This window comes from Blastococcus deserti, assembly GCF_042682525.1.
Taxonomy (GTDB): domain Bacteria; phylum Actinomycetota; class Actinomycetes; order Mycobacteriales; family Geodermatophilaceae; genus Blastococcus_B; species Blastococcus_B deserti.
The window spans coordinates 286,684-308,769 of sequence record NZ_JBHUHP010000009.1 but is presented as its reverse complement, the minus strand read 5'-3'; the positions used below and the strand labels follow the sequence as shown (position 1 = coordinate 308,769).

Sequence of the window (22,086 nt, the reverse complement as noted above, 5' to 3'; positions counted from 1 at the left end):
GGATGGACCCATGCTGAAGGGATTCAAGGACTTCCTCCTCCGCGGGAACGTGGTCGAACTGGCCGTGGCCGTCGTCATCGGCGCCGCCTTCACCGCCGTGGTCACGTCGTTCACCGACTCGTTCCTGCGCCCCCTGATCGGACTGGTCGCCGGTGGGGGCCGCAGCGGGGGCTCGCTCGAGGTGGACGGTCAGGTCTTCGCGTGGGGTGACTTCCTGAACGCGCTGATCACCTTCGGGCTGACGGCGGCGGTCGTGTACTTCGCGGTCGTGCTGCCGATGAAGCTGGTTCTCGAGCGGCGCCGGCACGGCGAGGAGCCGGGGCCGGTCGCCCGACGCAGGTGGAGCTGCTGATCGAGATCCGCGACCTGTTGCGCGCCCAGCAGGGGCGGGATCCGGGACCGGATCCCGCCGGACCGGGCACCACCGCCCTGCCCGGCCGGCTGTGACCGGTCAGTCGCTGCCCCAGTGCGGCGGGCGGTCCTCGAGGTAGCGCCGGTCGTCGTCGGTCGGGTCCCCGGGACGCTCCCCCCAGCCGACATCGCTGTCGTCCGGCGCGGGGAGGGAGCCGGACGCGGGCGCCGTGGCTGCCGCCGGCTCCGGCGGGATCGGCCGGCCGAGGCCGTCGAGCACGGTGGCGGCGGGCAGCGCCGCCAGCGCGGCACCCCGCACGGCGAGCTTGCTGCCGCGCGTCCCCGACCCGATGACGACGAGATCGGCCGCAGCGACGGCCGGGTCGACGAGGACCGGCCACTCGGCCGGCAGGCCGACCGGCGTGATGCCACCGAAGGCCATCCCCGACTCGGCGACGGCGACGTCCTGCGGCGCGAAAGAGGCCTTCCGGGCGTCCAGGTGCCGGCGGACCACGCCGTTGACGTCGGCGCGGGTGGTGGCCAGCACGACGCAGGCGGCAAGCCCTGTCCGCCCGGCCCGGCGGGCGGCGACGACCACGCAGTTGGCGGAGGCCTCCAGCGGCACCCCGTAGGCGTCGCTGAACGCGGCCGTGTCGGCCAGGTCGTCGTCGATCTCGGCGACCCAGACCGCGCCGCCCAGCTGTGGCAGCGCGGCCGCCACCGCCGGTGCGAGGAGGTCGGGCCGGTCGGCTGCCGGCAGCCAGGTCAGGGAGCCCAGCTCGGGGGCGGACACGGGGGGCACGGCCCGATCCTCCGGTACGGCGAGGAAGCCGACCACACCGCCCGGGCGTCCGAGGTCGGCGGGGCCCACCGGATCCGAGCTGTCGCCGATCGGACCACCCGCCAGGATGAGGTCATGATCGGACAGCTCCACTCCGTGGTCATCGACGCGCCGGACGCGCACGCCCTCGCCGGCTTCTACGCCGAGCTCCTCGGCATGGAGGTGAAGGGCGCGCCCGGTGACGACTGGGTCGTGGTCACCGGCGCCGGCTACCGGATCGCCTTCCAGCAGGCGCCGGAGCTCGTGCCCCCGGACTGGCCCGACCCCCGGCGGCCGCAGCAGTTCCACCTCGACATCCGGGTCGCGGACATCGACGAGGCCGAGCCGAAGGTGCTCGCCCTCGGCGCGCGCCGGCTGCCCGGCGGTGGCGGCGACTTCCGCGTGTACGCGGACCCGGTCGGCCACCCCTTCTGCCTGGTCTGGGACGCATGAGCACCGAACTGCCCTCCGTCGACCGGGAGACCGCCAGCGCCTTCGTCCGGGCGACCGGGTTCGAGCCCGTCGAGACGAGCGGCACGCGAGTGACCGGGCACGCCGATCTCGGCCCCGACCAGCACACCCCCTGGGGCGTGGTACACGGCGGCGTCTACTGCTCGATCATCGAGTCGGCGGCCAGCATCGGGGCCAGTGCCGCAGTGCTCGACCGCGGGCAGTTCGCCGTCGGCGTGAACAACAGCACCGACTTCCTGCGCCCGCTCACGTCCGGGCGGCTCGACGTCGTGGCCGAACCGGTCCAGCAGGGACGCACCCTCCAGCTGTGGCAGGTGCTCCTCACCCGGGCCGACGACGGCAAGCTGGTGGCGCGGGGGCAGGTCCGGCTGCAGAACGTCCCGATCCCCGGCGCGTGACGCCCCGCGGGACGGCGGCGGAGCGGATCGACACCGCGGTCACGGCCACCCGCGCCGTGGCCGCGGCGCACGGTCTGCGCACCGATCCGGTCGTGCTGCAGGACGGGATCAACGTCGTCCTGCACCTGTCCCCGGCACCGGTCGTGGCGCGGGTGGCCACGCTGACCCGGCTGCTGCGCGGCGACGGGCTGACCCCGTTCGGCCGGGAGGTGTCCCTCGCCGGCGCCCTGGCCAGGGCAGGAGCGCCGGTCGTGCCGCCCAGCGGCCTGCTCCCGCCCGGCCCGCACCGGCTCGGCGACACGGTGCTGTCCTTCTGGACGCACGTGACCGTCCTGCCGGACCGCCCCGGTCCCGCCGCGACGGCGGCCGCGCTCGCCGAGCTGCACGACCACCTGGCGCAGCAGCCGGCCGACGCGGGTTCGCCGCTCGACACCCCGCTCCGCGACCTGGAGGCCTTCCTCGACCGCGGGCAGCGCTGGGGCGTCACGCCCGCCGATCTCGACGCGCTCGCCCGGCGGTTGGACCGGCTGCGGCCACGGCTGGACGGGGAGGTGCGCCGGCTGCACGGTGACGCCCATCCCGGCAACCTGCTGGCCACGCCCGACGGCTGGCGGTGGATCGATCTGGAGGACACCTGCAGCGGACCGCTGAACTGGGACCTCGCCTGCCTGCGCACCACCGGCCGGCTCGACGGGCGGGCGGCCCTCGACGCGCTGCCCGGCGCGCCCTCCGACGCCGAGCTGGCGCCGTGGGTGCGGCTGCGCCGGCTGCACGCGGCGGCCTGGTCGGTCGTGTACGCGACCGCGCACCCCCAGGCGGCGGGACCGGCCCGCGAACGCCTCGCCGCCGCGCTGGCCGACTAGTCAGCGGAGGACGGCCGGGTCGAGAGTGACCCGGAACAGCGCGCGCGGATCCTGCAGGGTGGCCGGGGGCAGCGCCGAGGACCGCGGCACCACCCGGTCCCAGCGGGCGGGGCGCCGGTGCGGCAGCAGCTCCCGGCCCTGGAACAGGTAGTCGCCCACGATCTCGCCCAGCAGGAGCCCCGCGCCGTGCTCGATCGGCAGGGCGACCGGGTCCCCGGGCGCGATCTCGTCCAGGAAGGCCGAGAGCTGGCGCAGGTCCTTGGCCGGGCGCCGGCCCGACAGCTCCTTGGACAGCGCGCGCAGCTCGGCCGGGGTCAGGCCCGTCGCGTCGACGTCGATCCCCGACTGGGTGCCGAGCCCCACCACCCCCGCCGCCAGGCAGGCGCCGAGCTCGTGGTGCGCCCGCGGGCGCACCACCCACACCCGGACGCCGTCGGGCTCGGGCGCTGGCGGGACGTCATCGGGCTCGGGCCACACGTACGGCAGGTCGTCGGGCTCGGGGCCGAACAGCTCGGCGAACCGGTGACGGTAGAAGCCCGGGTCCTTCGCGATCAGGTTGGACCGGTGGGAGAGGTGCAGCGCCTCGTCGCCGAGCCACGACGGCAGCAGCCCCGCGGCGGCCAGCTCGGCCTGCGGCACGCCCACCACCTCGGGGGCGAACTCCCCGATCAGGGTCTCCGTGCTGTCGGCGAAGCCCCGCTCCCGCCAGACGCGCACCATCGCCAGGCCGTACGCGACCAGCCCCGGCGTGCGACCGCGCCACATCCGCACCACCGGGTGCGAGGCCCAGCCGTAGTCGGGCAGCTCCAGGGCGCGCAGCACCTGCAGCGTCTCCACCCGCTGCTTGCCCAGGCGCGGTGAGTCGAGCAGCCGCGCGCTCTCGGCGAAGTCGGCGACCGGAAGGAAGGTCTGCATCGCCCGCCAGTCTCGGTCAGGTCGGGGCGACCTGCCGGATCAGCCGGCGCAGCGGGCGGCCAGCGCCGGCAGGACGACGCCCAGCGGGGCGTCGACCCGGACGTCGGCCTTCGCGTCGCCGCGGGTGGGGCCCACGTTGACGATCGCGACGGGGATGCCGAGCTTGGCCGCGCGCAGCACGAACCGGTACCCGCTCATCACGGTGAGGGACGAGCCGAGGACGAGGAGGCTGCCCGCCCGCTCGACCAGGTCGAAGCACTGCTCCACCCGGTCGCGCGGCACCGTCTCGCCGAAGAAGACGACGTCGGGCTTGAGCGGGCCCTTCCCGCAGGCGAGGCAGTCGACCATCACGAAGCCGTCCAGCACCTCGTCGGGCAGCTCGGCGTCACCGTCGGGGTTGATCTCATCGGTGCGCGGGCCGAAGTGCGGATTGGCCTCGCGCAGCCGCTGGTCCAGCTCGGCCCGCCCCGCGACGTCGCCGCACTGCAGGCAGACGGTCCGGTCCAGGCCGCCGTGCAGCTCGACGACGTCGCGGGCGCCACCGGCCTGGTGCAGCCCGTCGACGTTCTGGGTGATGACGCCGCCGAGCAGACCCGCGGCCTGCAGCTCGCCGACCGCGTGGTGCCCGGCGTTGGGCCGGGCGCCGCGGATCTGCCTCCAGCCGACGAAGCTGCGCGCCCAGTACCGGTGCCGTCCGCGGGGGTCGCGGGTGAAGGTCTGGTAGGTCATGGGGGTGTGCCGGCGCAGGCTTCCGGTGGCGCCCCGGTAGTCGGGGATGCCGGAGTCCGTGGACAGGCCGGCGCCGGAGAGGACCACGGCGTCGCCGTCGGCCACCAGGTCGGCGAGCGCGTCGACCCCGGCGTCCTGCGGGGCCTCGAGGGGCAGGGCGGTCACCCGGCCATCGTCCCCTCCGATCGACGGTCGCGCCGCAGGCTCAGCGTGCGGCGAGCTCGGCGTCGAGCCGCTCCAGGATCTGGTCGTACACGCGCCGCAGGCCCTTGGGCGCGAACGTCCGCTCGAAGAAGCCGCCGATGCCCCCAGCTCCGTTCCACGTGGTGCGGACCCGGACCGCCGAGACGCCGGCGTCCGTGGGGTGCACGGTCCACGTGGTGACCATGGAGGAGTTCGCGTCGGACTCGACGAGGGTGTCGGGAGCCGGCTCGGTGACCACTATCAGCTGGTCGCGGACGCGCTTGGCGGTCGCCGCGAACCGCCAGTGGACGCGGGTGCCCGCTCCCTGCCCGCCCGCCTCGACCCGGTAGTCGCTGAACTGCTCGGGCTGGAGCCGCCGGCGGGCCCCCTCGTAGTCGGCGAGTGCGGCCCGCACCTGCTCGGCGGGGGCTCGGACGACTCGTTCGGCGGTGGCGACGACCTGGCTCATGGCCCCATCCTGCCGTTCGTGGTGGACGCGCCCGGGCGGTGGGCCCGCCCCGTGGGGAACGTCACGGCCTCGGGGATGGGCACCGCGGGTACCGGCAGGAAGTGACCGCACCTCTGTCCCTCACCCGCTCCGGAACGGGCGAACCCCTGCTGCTGCTGCACGGCTGGGGCAGCTCACGCCGCGACTTCACCGCCGTCCTCCCCGCCCTGTCGGAGCGGTTCGACGTCATCAACGTCGACCTCCCAGGCGCCGGCCGGTCCCGCCATCTCGACGAACGGCCCACGGTCGCGGCGATCGCCGACGCGGTCGAGCGCACCCTGGACGCCGAGGACGTCGGCCGGGTGCACGTGCTCGGCAACTCCCTCGGCGCCCGTGTGGCCCTCGAGCTGGCCCGCCGAGGCCGCGCCCGCTCGGTGGTGGCCATCGCCCCGTCCGGACTCAACGTCGGGCCAGAGCGGGTCCACCAGGGAACCGGCATGGCGATGGCCCGCCTCGCCGGCCGCACCACCGCCCCGCTCCTCGGACGACTGTCGCGCTCACGGCTCGGACGCACGGCGTTGCTCCTGCCGCTCAAGACCCGCCCGTGGTCCACGAGCCAGGAGGAGGCCATCGGCGCGCGCGAGGGCTTCGCCGACTCGCGCGACTTCTGGCGCACGCTGCTGTGGGCGCTGCTCCTCGACGTCCCGCGGGGCCTGGGCCACATCGACTGCCCGGTCCTCTTCGTGCAGGGCACCGCGGACTGGATCGCGATGGGGCAGACGGTCCGGTACGTGCCGCTGGTCCCCCGCTCACGTTTCCGGCCGCTGCTCGCCGCGGGCCACGCGCCGCAGTCCGACCGGCCCGGGACGATCGTGCGGCTGGTCGAGCGGACGGCGAAGCTGGCCGCCGACGCCGACGAGGCGGGCACGCTGCCGTCCGAGGCGGTCATCGGCCTCCCGCGGGCGAGCTAGCTGTTCTGCCCTGACAGGTTGGTGGTGCGGCTGGCCGGAGGTCGACCGCCGAGTGCGGTGTGGCCGCGGTGGTGGTTGTAGCCGTGCAGCCAGGCAGGGTAGGCCTGGGCGCGCTCGGCGTGGCTGGCGTAGGCCGCGGCGTAGGCCCGCTCCTCGAGCATGGTGCGGTGAAAGCGCTCGACCTTGCCGTTGGTCTGTGGCCGGTAGGGGCGAGTGCGTTTGTGCAGGATGTCGCCGAGGGCGGCGCGGAAGACCGATGACCGGTAGCAGTTGCCGTTGTCGGTCAACACTCCGCGCACGGTGATCCCGCAGCCGGCGAAGAAGGCGTGCGCCCGGGCCCAGAACGCCACGGCGGTCTCCTGACGCTCGTCGGGGAGCAGCGCGGAGTAGGCCAGCCGGGAGTGATCGTCCAGGCTGGCCGGTCGACCATGCCTGCCTCGCCGTGTTCGCGGTAGCGGCCGGCCCACCGGCCAGCAGTGGTCGCGGAGGTCTGAAACCGCTCGGCCGCGCGCCGCAGGGACCAGCCCGGCTCGACGACACAACGGGCCAGCAGAAGCCGGCCGCGCGTGGTCAAGGTGGCATCAGCGTGGGACACGAAGACCTCCGGGCTGAGGAGCGGTTCCTAGACAGCTCCACACCTCACCCGGAGGTCTTCCTCATGTCACCAGAAGCCGTCACCAACGTCCGTGGTCAGTACAGCTAGCGGGACTCCTCGGCATTCAGGTAGTCGCACCGGAAGCGGGCGGCCGCCATCGCCTCGGTGAACCGGACCTCCCACGCCGGGTCCTGCGCCGGAAAGGTCTGCAGGACCCGTTCCTCGAGCACCACCGGCATGCCGTCAAGGCCGGTGTAGGTCCGCCGGACCAGGACGCGGCTCGTCCCCTCCACCTCGTCGTGCCCCGGCACCCACCGCGCCTGCGCGATCGCGGCCGCGAGCTCGGCCCGCTGCCGGGAGGGCAGCGGCCCGCCGTTCCCACGCTGCAGCGCGGTCCACAGCGCCCAGCCGACCGTGACGAACAGCCCCAGCACGACGAGGACCAGCACCAGCTCGACCAGCGCCAGCACCATGGCGCAGACGCTAGTTCCAGCCGGCGTCCCGGGACGATCCCCGGGCGCACGAAGCCGGCCCTTCCCGCCGCACCGGCGCGGCGTCGGCCGCTGCGGCGGTGCACGGGACCACGCGGTCGTCGTCCGGGTCAGGCAGCGGCAGCTCCGCGGCACCGCTGTCCCGAACCGGCCGGGGGCGGCGGGGCTGGCGGATGCCGGTCCCGCCGCCACGGTGGGGATAGACCAGGACGCCATGCACCGGGTCGGGGACGGCGTCCAGCGCGGCCAGCAGGACGGGCGCCTGCCGGAAGCCGTCCCGGCGGCTCTCGTCTCCGAAGACGAACTCGAGGACGACACCCCAGCTGTGCTCGTGCTCGTCCCAGAAGACGGCGCCGCCGGTCACCGCCGCCTCGATCAGCCGGTCGTGCCACGCGCGCGCCCACCCGGCGGCGGGCACCCCGCCGTCGAACACCTCGACCGTGAGCCAGTGCACAGTGCCCTGGACGCTACGCCCGGACCCGCCCACCGACCAGGCCCGGACGCCCCGCCGCGGGACGCCCGCCGGGTCAGGGCCGGGGGTTGACCCTCGTCCACCCGCGCTCGTCCCGGTGGGCGCCCTGGGCCGCCCGGCAGCGGCGGCACACCTCCTGCACGCCTTCCGCGTGCCCGCCGGACTCGGGCTGGACGTCCGCCCATGAGACGTGGGGGAAGCGGGCCAGACGCGACCTGCTCAGCGCCAGCCCGCACGCCGTCTCGTTGCGCCCGCGCTCCCACGCGTGCACCTCACCGGCGGGATATCGGATGCCGTCGTCGGGATCGATCCACGTGTCCGCTGCGGCGACCGCCGCGTTGCGCACTGCCATGTGCGCACCGGTACCCGCGATCGGTCGTGCCGATCCGGTGCGACCGGTCCGATCCTCACCGGAGGCACGCGAGTCGAACGTCGGGCCGCCCGAGTCACCGAAGCAGCTGCCGCCGCCGGTGTCGTGCTCCTTGCCCTCGACTCGCAGGGTCCGCCGTCCCGACGAGTCGGCAGCGAGTACAGCTGGGTGGCCCCGAGAGGATTCGAACCTCCGACACACGGTTTAGGAAACCGTTGCTCTATCCCCTGAGCTACGGGGCCGTGGCGCGGCGACCCGCGGAGCGCCGCGCCGATGCGGAGAGGCTATCCGGTCGCCACGGGAACACCCGCCACACCCGACTCGTCACCAGAAGTAAGACGAAGTGCCGCATCCCGCAGCTACCGTTCGGGGTACACGTCTGGCTCCGGCAACGGCGCCGGGGGACGGAAGGACAGTGACCATGGAGACCCAGGTGGTGGACGTCCCGGAGAAGGGACGCTTCGAGATCCGCTCGGGAGAGCGCCTCGTCGGTCTCGCCAGCTACCACGTCGACGGCACCACGATGACCCTGCCGCACACCGAGGTCGACCCCGGCGTCGGCGGCCGCGGCATCGGCAGCGCGCTGGTCGCGGCCGTCCTCACCGCCGCTCGCGAGCGCGGGCTGACCGTCCTCCCCTACTGCTCCTTCGTCCGTCACTACATCCAGCAGCACCCCGAGTTCGTCGACCTCGTGGCCGAGAGCGACCGGCCGCACTTCGGCCTGGAGACCGCCCCCCGCTGACCTGCGGACAGGCCGGCGCCCACCTACGCTCCGCAGGTGCCGACGTCGTTGCTGTGGTTCCGTCGCGACCTGCGGCTGGGCGACCATCCCGCGCTGCTCGCCGCCCTCGAGGCCGCCGGCCCGCAGGGCGCCGTCCTGCCGCTGTTCGTCGTCGACCCGGCGCTCTGGCGCCCCTCCGGCGCACCGCGCCGCCAGTTCCTCCGCGACTGCCTGGCCGTACTGCGGGAGGACCTCGGCGGTGCACTGGTGATCCGCGGCGGGGATCCGGCCGGCGTGGTGCCCGCACTCGCACGCGAGATCGGGGCGACGACGGTGCACGTCTCGGCGGACACCGGTCCCTACGGCCGCCGGCGTGACGCGGCGGTCGAGCGGGCGCTCGGCGCCACCCCCCTGGTGCGCACCGGCTCCCCCTACGCGGTCACCCCGGGACGGATCACGAAGAGCGACGGCAGCCCGTTCCGGGTGTTCTCCCCGTTCGCCCGCGCCTGGCGGGCGCACGGCCGGCGCGCCCCGGCCCCACGCCCGGCCGTCGTCCCGTGGCTGACCGGGACGGCCTCGGACGACCTGCCGCCGGCCCAGGACCTCGGCGGCGTACGGCTCCCGGCCGCCGGTGAGGACGCCGCCCTCGCCGCGTGGGGCCGTTTCCGGGAGGAACGGCTGCCGGACTACCCCGGGACCCGGAACCGCCCCGACACAGACGGGACCAGCCGGCTGTCGGCCTACCTCAAGTACGGGTGCGTCCACCCCCGCACGCTGCTGGCCGACCTCGACCGGACCGACGGCGAGGAACCCGAGCCGGTGCGCCGGTTCACCGACGAGCTGGCGTGGCGGGAGTTCTACGCCGACGTCGTCTGGCACCGGCCCGAGTCGGTGCGCGAACCGCTCGACCCCCGCACCGGGGCCATCCCGTACGACAGCGGCCCGGCGGCCGACGAGCTCTTCGCCGCCTGGGCGCAGGGGCGCACCGGCTACCCGATCGTCGACGCCGGGATGCGACAGCTGCTCGGTGAGGCCTACGTGCACAACCGGGTCCGCATGATCGTCGCGTCGTTCCTCGTCAAGGACCTGCACCTGGACTGGCGGCGCGGGGCGCGGTACTTCCTGCAGCACCTCGTCGACGGTGACTTGGCCAGCAACAACCACGGCTGGCAGTGGGTGGCGGGGACCGGGACCGACGCCTCGCCCTACTACCGGGTGTTCGACCCCACCCGCCAGGGCCGGCAGTTCGACCCGGAGGGCGACTACGTGCGGCGGTGGGTCCCGGAACTCCGCGACCTGCCGGCCGCGCACGTGCACGAGCCGTGGCTCGCGCCCGGCGGGGTGCCGGCCGGCTACCCGGAGCCGGTGGTGGAGCACGCCGCCGAGCGGGAGGTCGCCCTCGCCCGGTACCAGCGGGTGCGGTCCGCGTGACCGGGACCGGACGCCGCAGGAGGGCCGGTGCCTGAAGGCCACACCCTGTACCGCCTGGCCCGTGACCTCCAGCAGACCTTCGCGGGGCGCCCGGTGCACGTGACCAGCCCCCAGGGCCGGTTCGCCGCAGGCGCCGCACTGCTCGACGGCCGGGTGCTCCGGGAGGCGTTCTCCTACGGCAAGCACCTGTTCGCCGACTTCGGCGGTGACGCCCTCCACGTGCACCTGGGCCTGTACGGCACCTTCACCGGCGGCAGCGGCGACCCGCCCCCGGCGAAGGGGGCGCTGCGGATGCGCTGGGTGGCCGACGGCCCGGACGGCGGCGGTGCGTGGGCGGACCTGCGCGGCCCCACCGTGTGCGAGGTGCTGGCCGCGCCGGAGGTGGCCGCGATCCTTGCCCGGCTGGGCCCCGATCCGCTACGCCCCCGGGCGGACGGCGGGGTGGCCCACCGCCGGATCGCCGGCAGCCGCACCGCGATCGGGGCGCTGCTCATGGACCAATCGGTGCTGGCCGGGGTCGGCAACGTCTACCGCGCCGAGCTGCTCTTCCGCCACGGGATCTCCCCGTTCCGTCCCGGGCGGGGCGTGGACGCCGCGTCGTGGCGCGCGATGTGGGCCGATCTGGTCACCCTGATGCGCGCGGGCGTCCGCATGGGGCGCATCGTCACCACCCGGCCCGAGCACCGGTCCCGGCGCCGGGGGGTGGTGCAGCGCGAGGACGCCCACTACGTCTACCGGCGCACGGGGCTGCCGTGCCGGATCTGCGGGACGGAGATCCACACGGAGGTCATGGTCGGTCGCAACCTCTACTGGTGCCCCGTCTGCCAGGCCGCCTGACCGCCCGCCCCCTGCGGTCGCCGGTCCGGCGCCCACCACCCCCCTGGGTCGCTTCGGCCCACCCACCAGGGGGTTGACCGTCCCGAGGAGCTCTGCACGGGCCGCCCGGACGCGTGTACGTTCGCCGCCGATGAGATCGTCGGCGCGCGGCATCGGCGTCATCGCCCTGGCGGCGATGGCGCTCCTCGCCGTGCCCGCCACGGCCTCCGCCGCCCCCGCTGAGGTGGGCTACGACGTCTCCTACCCCCAGTGCGGGGACGACCTGCCCCGCAGCCGCGCCTTCGTCGTGGTCGGCGTCAACGGCGGCCTGTCGACGCGGGCCAACCCGTGCCTCTCCGAGCAGCTGGTCTGGGCCTGGGGCTCCTCGGGGAAGGCCGACGGCCAGCCGCGCGCGCAGCTCTACCTGAACACGGCCAACCCGGGGCAGCTGATGGAGCGGGTGGTCACCTGGCCCGAGTCGGGGGCCACCCCCTACGGCGACTGCGACGGAGCCAACTCCACCGCCTGCTCGTGGCAGTACGGCTGGGAGCGGGCGCAGAACAGCGTGGTGTCGTTCTTCACGCCCGCCGCCCGCGCGGCGCGGGTCGACAGCCAGCCGGCCCGCTACGTCTGGTGGCTCGACGTCGAGACCATGAACACGTGGCAGTTCGGGTCGAGCGAGGCCCTGGAGCGCAACCGCGCCACGCTCGAGGGAATGACCGAGTACCTGCTGTCCCGGGGTGCGGAGGTCGGCATCTACTCCACGGACGAACAGTGGTCGGAGATCGTCGGGGAGGTCGCGGACGACAGCGTGCTGGCGGGCCTGGACAGCTGGCTGGCCGGCTCGGTCACCGCGGAGCAGGCGGCGGACGCCTGCGCGGACGACCCGCTGGTCCCCGGCGGCCGGGTGGAGCTCAGCCAGTACGTGCCGGGCGAGCTCGACCACAACCTCTCCTGCCGCTGACCGCTACAGCGCACCCTTGCCCGCGTCGCCCGCCGGAACGGGCCTGAGCCGGCGCACGTCGAGGGGCGCCGCCAGCTTCCCGGCCAGGCGGCCGCCCAGGGTGGTCAGCGCCTGCGCCGAGCCGTGCGCCTTCAGCGCCTCGGTGCTCTCCCAGCGCTCCACCATGACGAACCGGCCGTCGTCCTCGTGCAGCGCGTAGAGCTCGCAGCCGGGCTCGGCGTGCACCTCGGGGACGGCGGCCAGCAGCGCGTCGCGCACGGCGTCCACCGCCTCGGGCTTCGGGGTGATGGTGGCGACCACGACGACGGACACGGGACCTCCTGGACGGCGGGGATGCGGCGGAACCGGCCGTAGCTCTGGTGCGGCGCGCCCGGCCGGGTCAGGATGCCAGTCGTGTCCGACGACGGTGCGTCCCCATCCCCGTCCGCGGAGTCGCCGCCGGACCGCCCGCTGCGGGTCGCCGTCGTGGGCGCGGGGCCGGCCGGCATCTACGCCGCCGCCGCACTGACCCGGCAGGACGCCGTCCCGGTCGCCGTCGACCTGCTCGACCGGCTGCCGACGCCGTTCGGCCTGGTGCGGCACGGGATCGCGCCCGACCACCCGAAGATGCGCGCCATCCGCGACACCCTGCACCGCGCCCTGGAGGACCCCCTGGTCCGGTTCGTGGGCAACGTCGACGTCGGGGTGGACATCTCGTTGGCGGAGCTGCGGCGGCACGTCGACGCCGTCATCTACACCTACGGGGCCTCCCTGGACCGGCACCTCGGCATCGAGGGCGAGGACCTGCCCGGGAGCCTCGCCGCCACGGATCTCGTCGCCTGGTACACCGGCCACCCCGACGCCGACCGGGCGCGCGTCGAGGCGGCGCTGGCCGGGGTGCGCTCGGCGGTGGTGATCGGGGTGGGCAACGTGGCGTTGGACGTCGCCCGCGTGCTCTCCCGCACGCCCGAGGAGCTCGAGCCGACCGACATGCCGCAGCACGTGCTGGACGTCCTCGCCGCCACGCCCGTCGAGGAGGTGACCGTGATCGGGCGACGGGGACCGGCGCAGGCCGCCTTCACCACCCAGGAGCTGCGCGAGCTCGACGGGCTGGCGCAGGCCACCGTCCTGGTCGACGCCGCCGACCTGGAGCTGGACCCGGGCAGCGAGGAGCGGGCGACCGCCGACCGCAACGTCGGCCGCAACCTTGCGGTGCTGCGTGGGTGGACCGACCACTCCCCCGTCCCCGGCCGCGTACGGCTGCGCCTGCGGTTCTTCCGCCGGCCCGTGCGCTTCCTGGGCGAGGAGCGGGTGACCGGTGTGGAGGTGGAGCGCACGGCGGTCGACGGCGACGGCCGGGCCATGGGCACCGGGGAGCTGGAGGTCCTGCCCGCCGACCTGGTGGTGCGCTCGGTGGGCTACCGCGGGATCCCGCTGCCGGGACTGCCGGTGGACGAGCGGTCGGGCACGGTGCCCAACGAGGACGGGCGGGTGCTGCGCGACGGCCGGCCCTCCCTCGGCGAGTACGTGGCCGGGTGGATCAAGCGCGGGCCCAGCGGCGTGGTCGGCACCAACAAGCACGACGCGCGGGAGACCGTCGCCGCCCTCCTCGCCGATGCCGCCGCCGGGGTCCTCACCCCGTCCGGCCCGGTGGGCGATCTGGTCGCCGAGCTGGTGGCGCGCGGGGCGGAGCCGGTGCTGCTCGACGACTGGCGGGCCATCGACGCCGCGGAGGTCGCCCTCGGCGCCACCCGCGGCCGCGCCCGGACCACCATGCACGAGCGGGAGGCGCTCCTGGCCGCCGTGCGGGCGGCGGCCGCCCGCGGACGCTGACCCGGCAGGGACGCCGGCCGGCTCGGGTGGCCGCCGCTCAGCCCGGGCGGACGCCCAGGGCCCCCAGCAGGTCCCGGGCGTCCTGGACGCTGGGCGCGGCGACGAGCCGGATGAGCTGCTCGGTGTCCGGCCGCAGCACGAGCGGCTCCCCCTCCGGGGAGAGCGCCACGCCGCCGGCCGCGAACAGGACCGCCAGTGCGCCGGCGATGTCGTGCACGTGGGTGCCGCTGCGGTCGACGTCGTGCCAGGCGGCCGCGGCCCCGTCGGCGACCAGGCACAGCTCGACGGCCGTGCACCCGGTCACCCGGATGCGGTGCGCGGTCGCGGGCACGCTGACCGCTCCGCCGGCGGGCGCCGAGGGCAGTACGACCGTGCTGCCCGGTCGCGGGCGCACCCGCAGCCCGTCGCGCCAGGCGTCCTGACCGTCGGCCCACCACCGGCGGCCCGACGAGAGGTCGACGACGACGCCGGCCACCGGCCGCCCGGCGTGCACCAGGCCCGCGGAGAACGCCCAGGGCGGCAGGCCGGCGCGGAAGTTGCCGGTGCCGTCGAGCGGGTCGAGCACCACCCACGGCTCCTCCTCGGGCACCCGCCGGTCGGTGCGCTCCTCGCTGAGCACCGGCAGGCCCAGGGTCGCGAAGACCCCGGCCGCGGCCAGGTGGGCGGCCTCGTCGGCGGCCACCGAGGGACTGCCGTCGGCCTTCACCCGGTCCTCCCCCGTACCGCGGGCCAGGGCGACCGCCGTCTCGACGCGGGTGGCGGCCAGCGCGGCGAGGTGGAGGAACCGGTCGACCACCGGGGCGTCGTCGCCCGGGACGGGAACGGACACCACTCCGCGACCACCCGGCCGGTCGCGCACCCGGTCGCACCCCCAGGCCGCCGCCGTCGCGAGCACGGCCGGGGTGTCCGGGCCGATCCCCGCGGCGGCGAGCAGCACGGCCTCGGCGATGCCGTCCGCCGTCCACTGCCGCCGCAACAGCACGGCCGAGTTCCTGTTCCCGGGGAGTTCTCCCACGAGGACCCGGTAGGCCGGGTCGCTGACCGCCGGAGCGAGGGCCGCCGGCGCCAGTCCCAGCGACGCGGCCGCACGCAGGAGCTCCGTGCCGCCCGTGGCCGCCCGGTGGTCAGCCACTGTTGCGCAGGGCCGTGGCGATGCCGTTGATGGTCAGCTGGATGTTGCGGCGGGTCAGCGCGTCGTCGTCCCCGCCCCGCCGGCGGCGCAGCATCTCCACCTGCAGGTGGTGCAGCGGCTCCAGGTAGGGGAAGCGGTTGCGGATCGAGCGGGCCAGCGACGGGTTGTCGGCCAGCAGGTGGTCGTCGCCGGTGATCGCCAGGAGCATCCGGACGGTGCGCTCGTGCTCGGCGGTGATCTGGTCGAAGACGCGGGTCCGGAGCTCCTCGTCGGGAACCAGCTCCGCATAGCGGGCGGCCAGACCCAGGTCGGTCTTGGCCAGCACCATGCCCATGTTCGACAGCACCGTGCGCAGGAACGGCCACGTGCGGTGCAGCTCCTGGAGGCGGGCGAGCTTCTGCTCGTCCCCGCCCACCCACGACTCCAGGGCCGTGCCCGTGCCGTACCAGCCGGGCAGCATGATCCGCGTCTGCGACCAGCTGAACACCCACGGGATCGCCCGCAGGTCGGCAATGGAGTCGCCGGCCTTGCGCGACGGCGGACGGCTCCCGATGTTGAGCTCCGACAGCTCGCTGATCGGCGTCGCGGCACGGAACCACTCGACGAACCCCGGGGTCTCGTGCACCAGCGCGCGGTAGGCCTGCTGCGCCCGCCCGGCCAGGTCGTCGAGGAGGGCGTAGGCCGAGTCGGCCTCGGTGCCGAGGCCCTCGATGTCGAGCAGGGTCGCCTCCAGTGTCGCCGCGACCAGGGCCTCCAGGTTGCGCCGGGCGCGGTCCGGATCGCCGTACTTGGCCGCGATGACCTCCCCCTGCTCGGTGATCCGCAGGGCCCCGGCCACCGCACCGGGCGGCTGCGCCCGGATCGCCTCGTAGCTGGGCCCGCCACCGCGCCCGACCGTGCCCCCGCGCCCGTGGAACAGCCGCAGCCGGATGCCCTCCTTGCGGGCGACCTCGACCAGGTCGAGCTCCGCCCGGTACAGCGCCCAGTTCGCGGCCAGGTAACCGCCGTCCTTGTTGCTGTCCGAGTAGCCGAGCATGACCTCCTGCATGTCACCCCGGGACGCCACGAGCGAGCGGTACTGCGGCTGGTCCAGCACCTCGGTCATGGTCGTGCCGGCACGCCGCAGGTCGTCGATCGTCTCGAACAGCGGGGAGATGCCGACCGAGCAGGTCGGCCCGTCGCCGGCCCCCGGGTCGAGCAGGCCGGCCTCCTTGAGCAGGACGGCGGCCTCGAGGACGTCGCTGACCGACTCGCACATGCTGATGACGTAGTTGGGGACGGCCCGGGGCCCGAGGAGCGCCACCTGCTCGGCGGCGGCCCGGACGACGTCGAGCTCCCCGCGGGCGGTGTCGGACAGCTCGGCGTCCGGGCGCACCAGGGGACGGCGCATCGTCAGCTCGCGGGCCAGCAGCTCCACGCGGGCGGCCTCGCCGAGCGACGCGTAGTCGTCGCACACCCCCGCCCAGGCCAGCATCTCGCCGACGACCTGCTCGTGGACGGCGGAGTTCTGCCGCATGTCGAGGCCGCAGAGGTGGAAGCCGAAGACCTCGACGGCCTCGCGCAGGCGCCGGAGCCGGTCGTCGGCCAGCGGGCCGGCGCCGTGGCTGCGCAGCGAGGTGTCGATGACGTCGAGGTCGGCGCGCAGCTCGTCGGGCGACCCGTAGGCGGGGAGCTGGTTCTCCGGCTCGGCCCCGGGCACGCGGCCGAGCACCCTGCGGGCCGTGGCGGCCAGCCGCGCGTAGATCCCGATCAGCGCCCGCCGGTAGGGCTCGTCGGCGCGGAACGGGGAGCTGTCCCGCGAGGCCTCGGCCAGGGCGTACAGCTCCTGCGTCGGCGTCACGAGCCGATCGGACATGGACAGCTCGGCGCCCAGTGCCTGGAGCTCCGCGAGGTGGTGGGCCAGCGCCGTCTCGGCCTGCCGGCTGGTCGCCCGTCGCAGCGCGTCGGCGGTGACGAACGGATTGCCGTCGCGGTCACCGCCGATCCACGAGCCGGGCAGCAGCATGGGGCGCGGCAGCAGCCCGGCGCCGGGCCAGCGTTGCTCGAGGGCCCGCCGGAGCTCGGCGTTGATGGCGGGCACGACCTCGAACAGGGACAGGTCGTAGTAGCGCAGCGCCTCGTCGATCTCGTCCTGCAGCCGCAGCCGCGACAGCCGCAGCAGGGCGGTCTGCCAGAGGGTGAGGACCGAGCGCCACAGCTGCGCCGACCACTGCGCCTCGTCGAGCTCCCCGCCGGCCGCGCGGTCGCGCTCGCGGATCAGGTCGGTGATGTGCCGCTGGACCTGCGAGATCGTCCGGCGGCGCACCTCGGTCGGGTGCGCGGTGACGACGGGGCAGACGAGGGCGCCGGCGAGCTCGCGCGCGACGGTGCCGGCCTCCAGGCCCGCCTCGTCCAGCAGGGCCATGGTGGCCGCGAGGCTGCCGGCCTGCGGCGGCGAGCCCTCGCGGCGGTGGTAGCGACGACGGCGCTCGTGGTGGAGGTCCTCGGCGAGGTTGGCCAGCACCGAGAAGTGGCTGAACGCGCGGATGACGTGGTTGGCCGAGCGGATGTCCAGCCCCGACAACCGCTCGGCCAGCTCCGCCCGGTCGACCTCGGAGCGGCGGATCTTGAACGCCTCCACGCGGGTCCGCTCCACCAGGTCCAGGACGTCCTGCCCGGCCTGGGACCCGATCACCTCGCCGAGGACGCGCCCCAGCAGGCGGATGTCGTCGCGGAGCGGGGCCTCGTCGGCACGGTCGGCCGGCCCGGCGGTCCCGGAGTGGCGGAGGTCGGCGACGTCGACGGTGGCTTCGGACACGCGCCGAGTATCCGGTCCCCGTGTGACGGGCTCATGTCGGAATTCGGCCGGCGGCGGCGGTCCGGCCACCGGGCAGACCGGCCGGCTCGGGGAGGGAGTGCGCCGGGGCCCCGTTCCGGCGTCCGGAAGGGGGCGTCAGCGCACCTCGTCGACCGTGATCGGCGGCCGGCTCAGCCGTGCTCGAGCTCCCGGAGCGCGTCGGCCGCCAGCTGGTCACCGGCCGCGGCGCCGAGCCGGAACTGCTCGACGGCGCCGTCGAAGTCGCCCCGCTCGGCCAGCAGCACGGCGAGGTTGTGGTGGCAGTAGGTCTCGCCGGCCGCGATCCCGCCCCGGTAGGCCTCCTCGGCGGCCTCGTCGTCGCCCATCTCGTCGGCGTAGAAGTTCCCCAGGGGCAGCCAGGCCACGGCCTCACCGAGCTTGGCACCCCTCTCCAGGACGAACCGGGCCTCCTCCGGGCGGCCGGTCTCACGAAGCAGGTGGGCGAGGTCGGCGCGCGCGGCCGGGAAGTAGTCGGCACCGATGCGCAGGTCGGGTTCGAGCGACGGATCGAGGGTGGCGCACCACCGCCAGCAGGCCACGACCGCGGCCGCCTCCTGGTCGCCCATCGCCGCGATCTCCATGGCGACGTCCATCGCCGCGTGCCGCTCGCCCTGCTCCCGGAGGAGGAAGGCGAGCTGGAGGCCGCCCTCCAGGTCACCGGCGTCCACGGCCCCGCGGTAGGCCCGCATGGCGCCGGCCAGGTCCCCGAGGTCCTCCAGCACCTTGCCGAGGTTGCGCCACGCGTCCGCCTCTCCGCCGGCCAGGGCGACCTCGTAGGCGTCGACGGCCTCGGCGAAGCGCCTCTGCGCGGCGAGGGCGTTGCCGAGGTTGAACGATCCGACCGTGTCCCCCATGTCGGCGGCACGGCGGAAGCACCACTCGGCGTCGGTCTGCCTCCCGACGTCGGCCAGATCGCAGCCGAGGTCGATCAGCGCGTAGACGTCGTCGGAGGCCTGCAGCCGCGAGAGGCGGGCGTCCAGGTCCTCGGTCATGCCGCCGATGATCGCGGGCGGGACGCCGTCCCCGCGTCTCCCGTGGGGGTGACCTCACCCCAAGGTGTGCAGGTCAGCCGCCGAAGGCCTCCCGCCACGCCGGCAGGAGCGTCGTCCGGCTCCACTCGAGGAACGGCGCCTGCTGGTCGCCGCCGATCTGCACCAGCGCCAGATGGGTGAAGCCGACGTCGGCGTACCGCTTCGCGGCGGCGAGGACGGCGTCGACGTCGTCCCCGCACGGGATGCTCCCGGCGACGTCCTCCTCGCGGACGAACTGGCTGGCCGCGTCGAACGCGGTCGGACCGGGGAGCTCGGCGTTGACCTTCCAGCCGAGGCCGAACCAGCGGAAGAGCGTGTGCGCACGCGTGATCGCGGCGGCCCGGTCGGTGTCGAAGCTGATCGGCATCTGGCCGATGCGCGGTTTGCCCGCCCCGCCGGCCGCGTCGAACCACTCCCCCAGCTCGGCCTGCGGTTCCACGGCGATCATCGCGTCGCCGAGCTCCCCGGCGATCCGGCAGGACTGCCTGCCCGAGACGGCGACCCCGATGGGCACGCGCTGCTCGGGCAGGTCCCAGAGCTTCGCGGACTCCACGTCGAAGTGCTCGCCGCGGAAGTTGGTGTAGCCGTCGCCGTCGAAGAGATCGCGGATGATGTGGATCGCCTCGACCAGCATCTCCTGGCGGACGTCGGCCGGCGGCCAGCCGCCTCCCACGATGTGCTCGCTCAGGTTCTCGCCCGAGCCGAGGCCCAGGGTGAAGCGGCCGTCGGCGAGGATCTGCAGCGTCGCCGCCTTCTGCGCCACCACCGCGGGGTGGTACCGGAAGCTCGGGCAGGTCACGTAGGTCATGAGCGGGATGCGGCTGGTGGCCTGCGCGGCCGCGCCCAGCACCGTCCACGCGTGCGGCGAGTGGCCCATCTCGTCCAGCCACGGGAAGTAGTGGTCGCTGCTGACCGCGAAGTCGAAGCCGGCGTCCTCGGCGCCCACGACGTGCGCCACGAGGTCCTTGGGTCCGGCCTGCTCGGTCATCATCGTGTAGCCCAGCTGCATGCCCATGCGGCGCGGCTACCCGCTGCCCGAGGCAGGCAACCGGCACCGACCGCAGCCCCGACCGTGACCCCCCGCAGGCGCCGCCGGGAGCTCGCGAGTGCCCGGGGCACGGTCCTCTCAGATGCGCTCGGCGCGCATCGCCTCGCGGATCCTGGTCCTCCCGCCGGTGCGCAGCAGCGCACCGGCGTAGATCCGGCCGCCGAGCCGGACGATCAGCGCGACGGCGGCCAGCATGAGCACGACGGACAACGCGATCTCCCACGGCGCCACGTCCCCCGCCGCCTGGCGCACCGGCATCACCATCGGCGAGAGGCCCGGGACGAAGGACGTGACCGTCGCCAGGGTGCCCTCGGGGTCGGCCGCCGCCTGGAAGCCGACGACGAAGCCGACGACGAGCACGAGTGACGTGGGCATGAGCACGGTGCCCAGGTCCTCCTGCCGGCTGACGAGGGAGGCGCCGACCGCGAAGACCGACGCGAAGAACGCGTAGCCCAGCACGAACCAGAGCACGACCGAGACCGCCGTGCTGATCAGGTCACCGGGGATGTCCACCAGGTCGAAGGCCAGGGCGCCGGCGACCCCGACGACCGCGATGACCACGATCTGCACCAGGCCGAGCAGGCCGAGCCCGAGGATCTTCCCGGCGAGCAGCTGCCACGGCTTCATGGTCGCCAGCAGCAGCTCGACGACCCGGCTGGCCTTCTCCTCGACGACGCCCTGCGCGACGAACTGCCCGAAGAGGATCAGCAGGCCGTAGAGGACGCCGATGCCGATCATCGCGGCGACGACCCGCTGGGTGTCCTGGTCGGCGTCAGGGTCGAGGGCGGTCACGGCCACCTGCGGCACGTCGAGATCGGTGACCCCCGCCGCCTGGAGCTGCTCCGCGACGGACAGCTGGGCGACCGCTCCTTGGACGATGGCCTGCAGGGAGCCGTCCGCAGACTGCTGGACCAGCAGCTCGGCGTCCTGCCCACCGCGGGCGAGCAGGACGCCGTCGACGTCCTCGGCGTCGATCGCCTCCTCGGCCGCCGCCTCGTCGGCCAGCTCCACGACGGCGACGTCGATCCGGAGGGCCTCGCCCTGGGCCTCGAGCGCCTGCTCCAGACCGGCGCGGCCCCCGACGACGCCGACGCGCGCCTCCTCGTCGCCCGAGCCGAGCGCGACCTGCAGACCGAGGATGCCGAGCAGCATCACGATGATCACGGCGGAGCTGATGATGAAGTTCTTGTCGCGCACGCGGGCGGAGATCTCCCGCCCGGCGACGAGCCTGACCAGGGCCGCGCCACCGGGACCGCGGGGCTCGCTCATGCCGCCACGTCCGTCGCGCTCGGCGCGGCCACGGCCTCGCGGAACAGCTCGACCAGGCTCGGCTGCTGCCAGGCGAAGTGGGTGACGCGCCCGGTGGCCAGGGCGGCGGCGAGGACGGTCTGGTCGTCGGTCTCGGCCTTGAGCTCGAGCAGGGTGTCGCCGCCCTGCTCCGAGACGACCCGCACGCCGGGCACGTCGGCCGCCCAGTGCGGGGGCGCGTCGGGCACCACCACGCGTAGCAGCCGGCCCGCCTCGCGGCGGCGGAGCTCGTCGACGGTCCCGGTCGCGACCATCCGGCCGCCGGCCAGGATGCCGACCGAGTCGCACAGCCGCTCCACGAGGTCGAGCTGGTGGCTCGAGAAGACGACCGGCACGCCGCCCCGGACCTGGCTCAGCAGCGCGTCGGCCAGCGAGTCGACGCCCACCGGGTCCAGGCCGGAGAAGGGCTCGTCGAGGATCAGAACCTCGGGGCGGCTGACCAGTGCGGCGGCCAGCTGCACGCGCTGCTGGTTGCCCAGCGACAGCTTCTCGACCGGGTCGGTGCGACGGGCACCGAGGCCCAGCCGCTCGACCCACTCGCCGGTGGCCCTCGCGGCGGCGCCCGCGTCGAGCCCGTGCAGCCGGGCGAAGTACGCGACCTGCTCCCCGACCTTCATCTTCGGGTACAGCCCGCGCTCCTCCGGCATGTAGCCGATCCGCCGGCGCAGCGCCTGGTCCAGCGGGCGGCCCCGCCACCGCACCTCACCGGCGTCGGGCCGCGCGAGGCCCATGGCGATCCGCATCGTCGTCGTCTTGCCGGCTCCGTTGGAGCCGCAGAAGCCGAACATCGTGCCGGGGGCGACGGTGAAGCCGACCCCGTCGAGCACGCGGTGGTGGCCGAAGCTCTTGTGCAGCCCGTCGAACTCGAGCACATGCCCTCCAGTCAGGTCGCGGAGTTCCTGCCCCGCAC

At 74.9% G+C, this 22,086-nt stretch carries 24 protein-coding genes, 1 tRNA gene and 1 pseudogene; 10 read left to right on the top strand and 16 right to left on the bottom strand.

Annotated features, from left to right (window positions below; translation table 11 throughout):
- Nucleotides 1-10 precede the first annotated feature (10 nt).
- Entirely contained in the window at nucleotides 11-352 is a 342-nt protein-coding gene (locus tag ACFSHS_RS09520) for a large conductance mechanosensitive channel protein MscL (RefSeq protein WP_376874443.1), read from the top strand.
- Nucleotides 353-451: 99 nt separating this feature from the next.
- On the opposite strand, the gene ACFSHS_RS09515 is transcribed toward ACFSHS_RS09520, so the two are convergent.
- Nucleotides 452-1,153: a YbaK/EbsC family protein gene (locus ACFSHS_RS09515; RefSeq protein ID WP_376874441.1), complete on the bottom strand. Its 702-nt coding sequence runs from the start codon at nucleotides 1,151-1,153 to the stop codon at nucleotides 452-454.
- Between the two features lie 114 nt (nucleotides 1,154-1,267).
- On the opposite strand from ACFSHS_RS09515, the gene ACFSHS_RS09510 reads away from it, so the two are divergent.
- The 3 genes from ACFSHS_RS09510 to ACFSHS_RS09500 are packed head-to-tail and all read left to right on the top strand — an operon-like array spanning nucleotide 1,268 to nucleotide 2,903.
- The gene (locus ACFSHS_RS09510) at nucleotides 1,268-1,624 is read left to right on the top strand and encodes a VOC family protein (protein WP_376874439.1); all 357 of its coding nucleotides are present in this window, start codon (nucleotides 1,268-1,270) and stop codon (nucleotides 1,622-1,624) included.
- Nucleotides 1,621-2,040 carry a PaaI family thioesterase gene (locus ACFSHS_RS09505; RefSeq protein ID WP_376874437.1) on the top strand — a complete coding sequence of 140 codons (420 nt, stop codon included), beginning with the start codon at nucleotides 1,621-1,623 and terminating at the stop codon, nucleotides 2,038-2,040. Before ACFSHS_RS09510 ends, ACFSHS_RS09505 begins: the two co-directional genes overlap by 4 nt.
- Nucleotides 2,037-2,903 (top strand): phosphotransferase family protein, encoded by an 867-nt coding sequence (locus ACFSHS_RS09500; RefSeq protein ID WP_376874435.1) that lies wholly within the window; start codon nucleotides 2,037-2,039, stop codon nucleotides 2,901-2,903. The genes ACFSHS_RS09505 and ACFSHS_RS09500 overlap by 4 nt, the downstream gene beginning before the upstream one ends.
- Here ACFSHS_RS09500 and ACFSHS_RS09495 read toward each other — a convergent pair whose 3' ends face one another.
- Genes ACFSHS_RS09495 through ACFSHS_RS09485 form a run of 3 tightly spaced genes read right to left on the bottom strand, consistent with a single transcriptional unit; the run spans nucleotide 2,904 to nucleotide 5,199 of the window.
- Entirely contained in the window at nucleotides 2,904-3,818 is a 915-nt protein-coding gene (locus tag ACFSHS_RS09495) for an MSMEG_6728 family protein (RefSeq protein ID WP_376874433.1), read from the bottom strand. It abuts the gene before it with no gap.
- Between the two features lie 39 nt (nucleotides 3,819-3,857).
- The gene (locus ACFSHS_RS09490; RefSeq protein WP_376874431.1) at nucleotides 3,858-4,712 is read right to left on the bottom strand and encodes an NAD-dependent protein deacetylase; all 855 of its coding nucleotides are present in this window, start codon (nucleotides 4,710-4,712) and stop codon (nucleotides 3,858-3,860) included.
- Nucleotides 4,713-4,752: 40 nt separating this feature from the next.
- A complete protein-coding gene (locus tag ACFSHS_RS09485) occupies nucleotides 4,753-5,199 on the bottom strand; it encodes an SRPBCC family protein (RefSeq protein ID WP_376874429.1) in 447 nt (148 codons plus the stop codon).
- A gap of 101 nt (nucleotides 5,200-5,300) precedes the next feature.
- On the opposite strand from ACFSHS_RS09485, the gene ACFSHS_RS09480 reads away from it, so the two are divergent.
- Entirely contained in the window at nucleotides 5,301-6,149 is an 849-nt protein-coding gene (locus ACFSHS_RS09480; protein WP_376874427.1) for an alpha/beta fold hydrolase, read from the top strand.
- Here the strand turns inward: ACFSHS_RS09480 and ACFSHS_RS09475 are convergent.
- From ACFSHS_RS09475 to ACFSHS_RS09455, 5 genes and pseudogenes are all read right to left on the bottom strand, one after another.
- Nucleotides 6,146-6,744: pseudogene (locus tag ACFSHS_RS09475) on the bottom strand (integrase core domain-containing protein). The gene ACFSHS_RS09480 and the pseudogene ACFSHS_RS09475 sit on opposite strands and share 4 nt — an antisense overlap.
- 104 nt (nucleotides 6,745-6,848) lie before the next feature.
- The gene (locus ACFSHS_RS09470) at nucleotides 6,849-7,217 is read right to left on the bottom strand and encodes a hypothetical protein (protein WP_376874425.1); all 369 of its coding nucleotides are present in this window, start codon (nucleotides 7,215-7,217) and stop codon (nucleotides 6,849-6,851) included.
- 10 nt (nucleotides 7,218-7,227) lie between these two features.
- A complete protein-coding gene (locus ACFSHS_RS09465; protein WP_376874423.1) occupies nucleotides 7,228-7,689 on the bottom strand; it encodes a hypothetical protein in 462 nt (153 codons plus the stop codon).
- Between the two features lie 73 nt (nucleotides 7,690-7,762).
- On the bottom strand, nucleotides 7,763-8,059 hold the full coding sequence (locus tag ACFSHS_RS09460; protein ID WP_376874421.1) for a hypothetical protein: 297 nt from the start codon (nucleotides 8,057-8,059) through the stop codon (nucleotides 7,763-7,765).
- 187 nt (nucleotides 8,060-8,246) lie between these two features.
- Nucleotides 8,247-8,319, bottom strand: a tRNA-Arg gene (locus ACFSHS_RS09455).
- A gap of 179 nt (nucleotides 8,320-8,498) precedes the next feature.
- Here ACFSHS_RS09455 and ACFSHS_RS09450 point away from each other — a divergent pair.
- From ACFSHS_RS09450 to ACFSHS_RS09435, 4 genes are all read left to right on the top strand, one after another.
- Nucleotides 8,499-8,819 carry a GNAT family N-acetyltransferase gene (locus ACFSHS_RS09450; RefSeq protein ID WP_376874419.1) on the top strand — a complete coding sequence of 107 codons (321 nt, stop codon included), beginning with the start codon at nucleotides 8,499-8,501 and terminating at the stop codon, nucleotides 8,817-8,819.
- Between the two features lie 36 nt (nucleotides 8,820-8,855).
- Nucleotides 8,856-10,229 (top strand): cryptochrome/photolyase family protein, encoded by a 1,374-nt coding sequence (locus tag ACFSHS_RS09445; protein WP_376874417.1) that lies wholly within the window; start codon nucleotides 8,856-8,858, stop codon nucleotides 10,227-10,229.
- Nucleotides 10,230-10,256: 27 nt separating this feature from the next.
- Nucleotides 10,257-11,066: an Fpg/Nei family DNA glycosylase gene (locus ACFSHS_RS09440; RefSeq protein WP_376874415.1), complete on the top strand. Its 810-nt coding sequence runs from the start codon at nucleotides 10,257-10,259 to the stop codon at nucleotides 11,064-11,066.
- 130 nt (nucleotides 11,067-11,196) lie between these two features.
- Nucleotides 11,197-12,009 (top strand): glycoside hydrolase family 25 domain-containing protein, encoded by an 813-nt coding sequence (locus ACFSHS_RS09435; RefSeq protein ID WP_376874414.1) that lies wholly within the window; start codon nucleotides 11,197-11,199, stop codon nucleotides 12,007-12,009.
- Between the two features lie 3 nt (nucleotides 12,010-12,012).
- Here ACFSHS_RS09435 and ACFSHS_RS09430 read toward each other — a convergent pair whose 3' ends face one another.
- Nucleotides 12,013-12,321, bottom strand: a complete 309-nt coding sequence (locus ACFSHS_RS09430) for a putative quinol monooxygenase (protein WP_376874412.1) — start codon at nucleotides 12,319-12,321, stop codon at nucleotides 12,013-12,015.
- Nucleotides 12,322-12,402: 81 nt separating this feature from the next.
- Between ACFSHS_RS09430 and ACFSHS_RS09425 the strand changes: the two genes are divergently transcribed.
- The gene (locus ACFSHS_RS09425) at nucleotides 12,403-13,821 is read left to right on the top strand and encodes an NAD(P)-binding protein (protein WP_376874410.1); all 1,419 of its coding nucleotides are present in this window, start codon (nucleotides 12,403-12,405) and stop codon (nucleotides 13,819-13,821) included.
- A 37-nt stretch (nucleotides 13,822-13,858) separates the two neighbouring features.
- Here the strand turns inward: ACFSHS_RS09425 and ACFSHS_RS09420 are convergent, their stop codons facing one another.
- The 6 genes from ACFSHS_RS09420 to ACFSHS_RS09395 form a co-directional block, all read right to left on the bottom strand.
- Nucleotides 13,859-14,953, bottom strand: coding sequence for an inositol monophosphatase family protein (locus ACFSHS_RS09420; RefSeq protein WP_376874408.1), 1,095 nt, complete (start codon nucleotides 14,951-14,953; stop codon nucleotides 13,859-13,861).
- Nucleotides 14,946-17,750 (bottom strand): phosphoenolpyruvate carboxylase, encoded by a 2,805-nt coding sequence (gene ppc, locus ACFSHS_RS09415; protein WP_376874406.1) that lies wholly within the window; start codon nucleotides 17,748-17,750, stop codon nucleotides 14,946-14,948. The genes ACFSHS_RS09420 and ppc overlap by 8 nt, the downstream gene beginning before the upstream one ends.
- A gap of 170 nt (nucleotides 17,751-17,920) precedes the next feature.
- Nucleotides 17,921-18,781: a tetratricopeptide repeat protein gene (locus tag ACFSHS_RS09410; RefSeq protein ID WP_376874404.1), complete on the bottom strand. Its 861-nt coding sequence runs from the start codon at nucleotides 18,779-18,781 to the stop codon at nucleotides 17,921-17,923.
- A gap of 73 nt (nucleotides 18,782-18,854) precedes the next feature.
- On the bottom strand, nucleotides 18,855-19,835 hold the full coding sequence (locus tag ACFSHS_RS09405) for a TIGR03557 family F420-dependent LLM class oxidoreductase (protein ID WP_376874402.1): 981 nt from the start codon (nucleotides 19,833-19,835) through the stop codon (nucleotides 18,855-18,857).
- 111 nt (nucleotides 19,836-19,946) lie between these two features.
- On the bottom strand, nucleotides 19,947-21,137 hold the full coding sequence (locus ACFSHS_RS09400; RefSeq protein ID WP_376874400.1) for an ABC transporter permease: 1,191 nt from the start codon (nucleotides 21,135-21,137) through the stop codon (nucleotides 19,947-19,949).
- Nucleotides 21,134-22,048 (bottom strand): ABC transporter ATP-binding protein, encoded by a 915-nt coding sequence (locus ACFSHS_RS09395; protein WP_376874398.1) that lies wholly within the window; start codon nucleotides 22,046-22,048, stop codon nucleotides 21,134-21,136. Before ACFSHS_RS09395 ends, ACFSHS_RS09400 begins: the two co-directional genes overlap by 4 nt.
- Nucleotides 22,049-22,086: the final 38 nt, after the last annotated feature.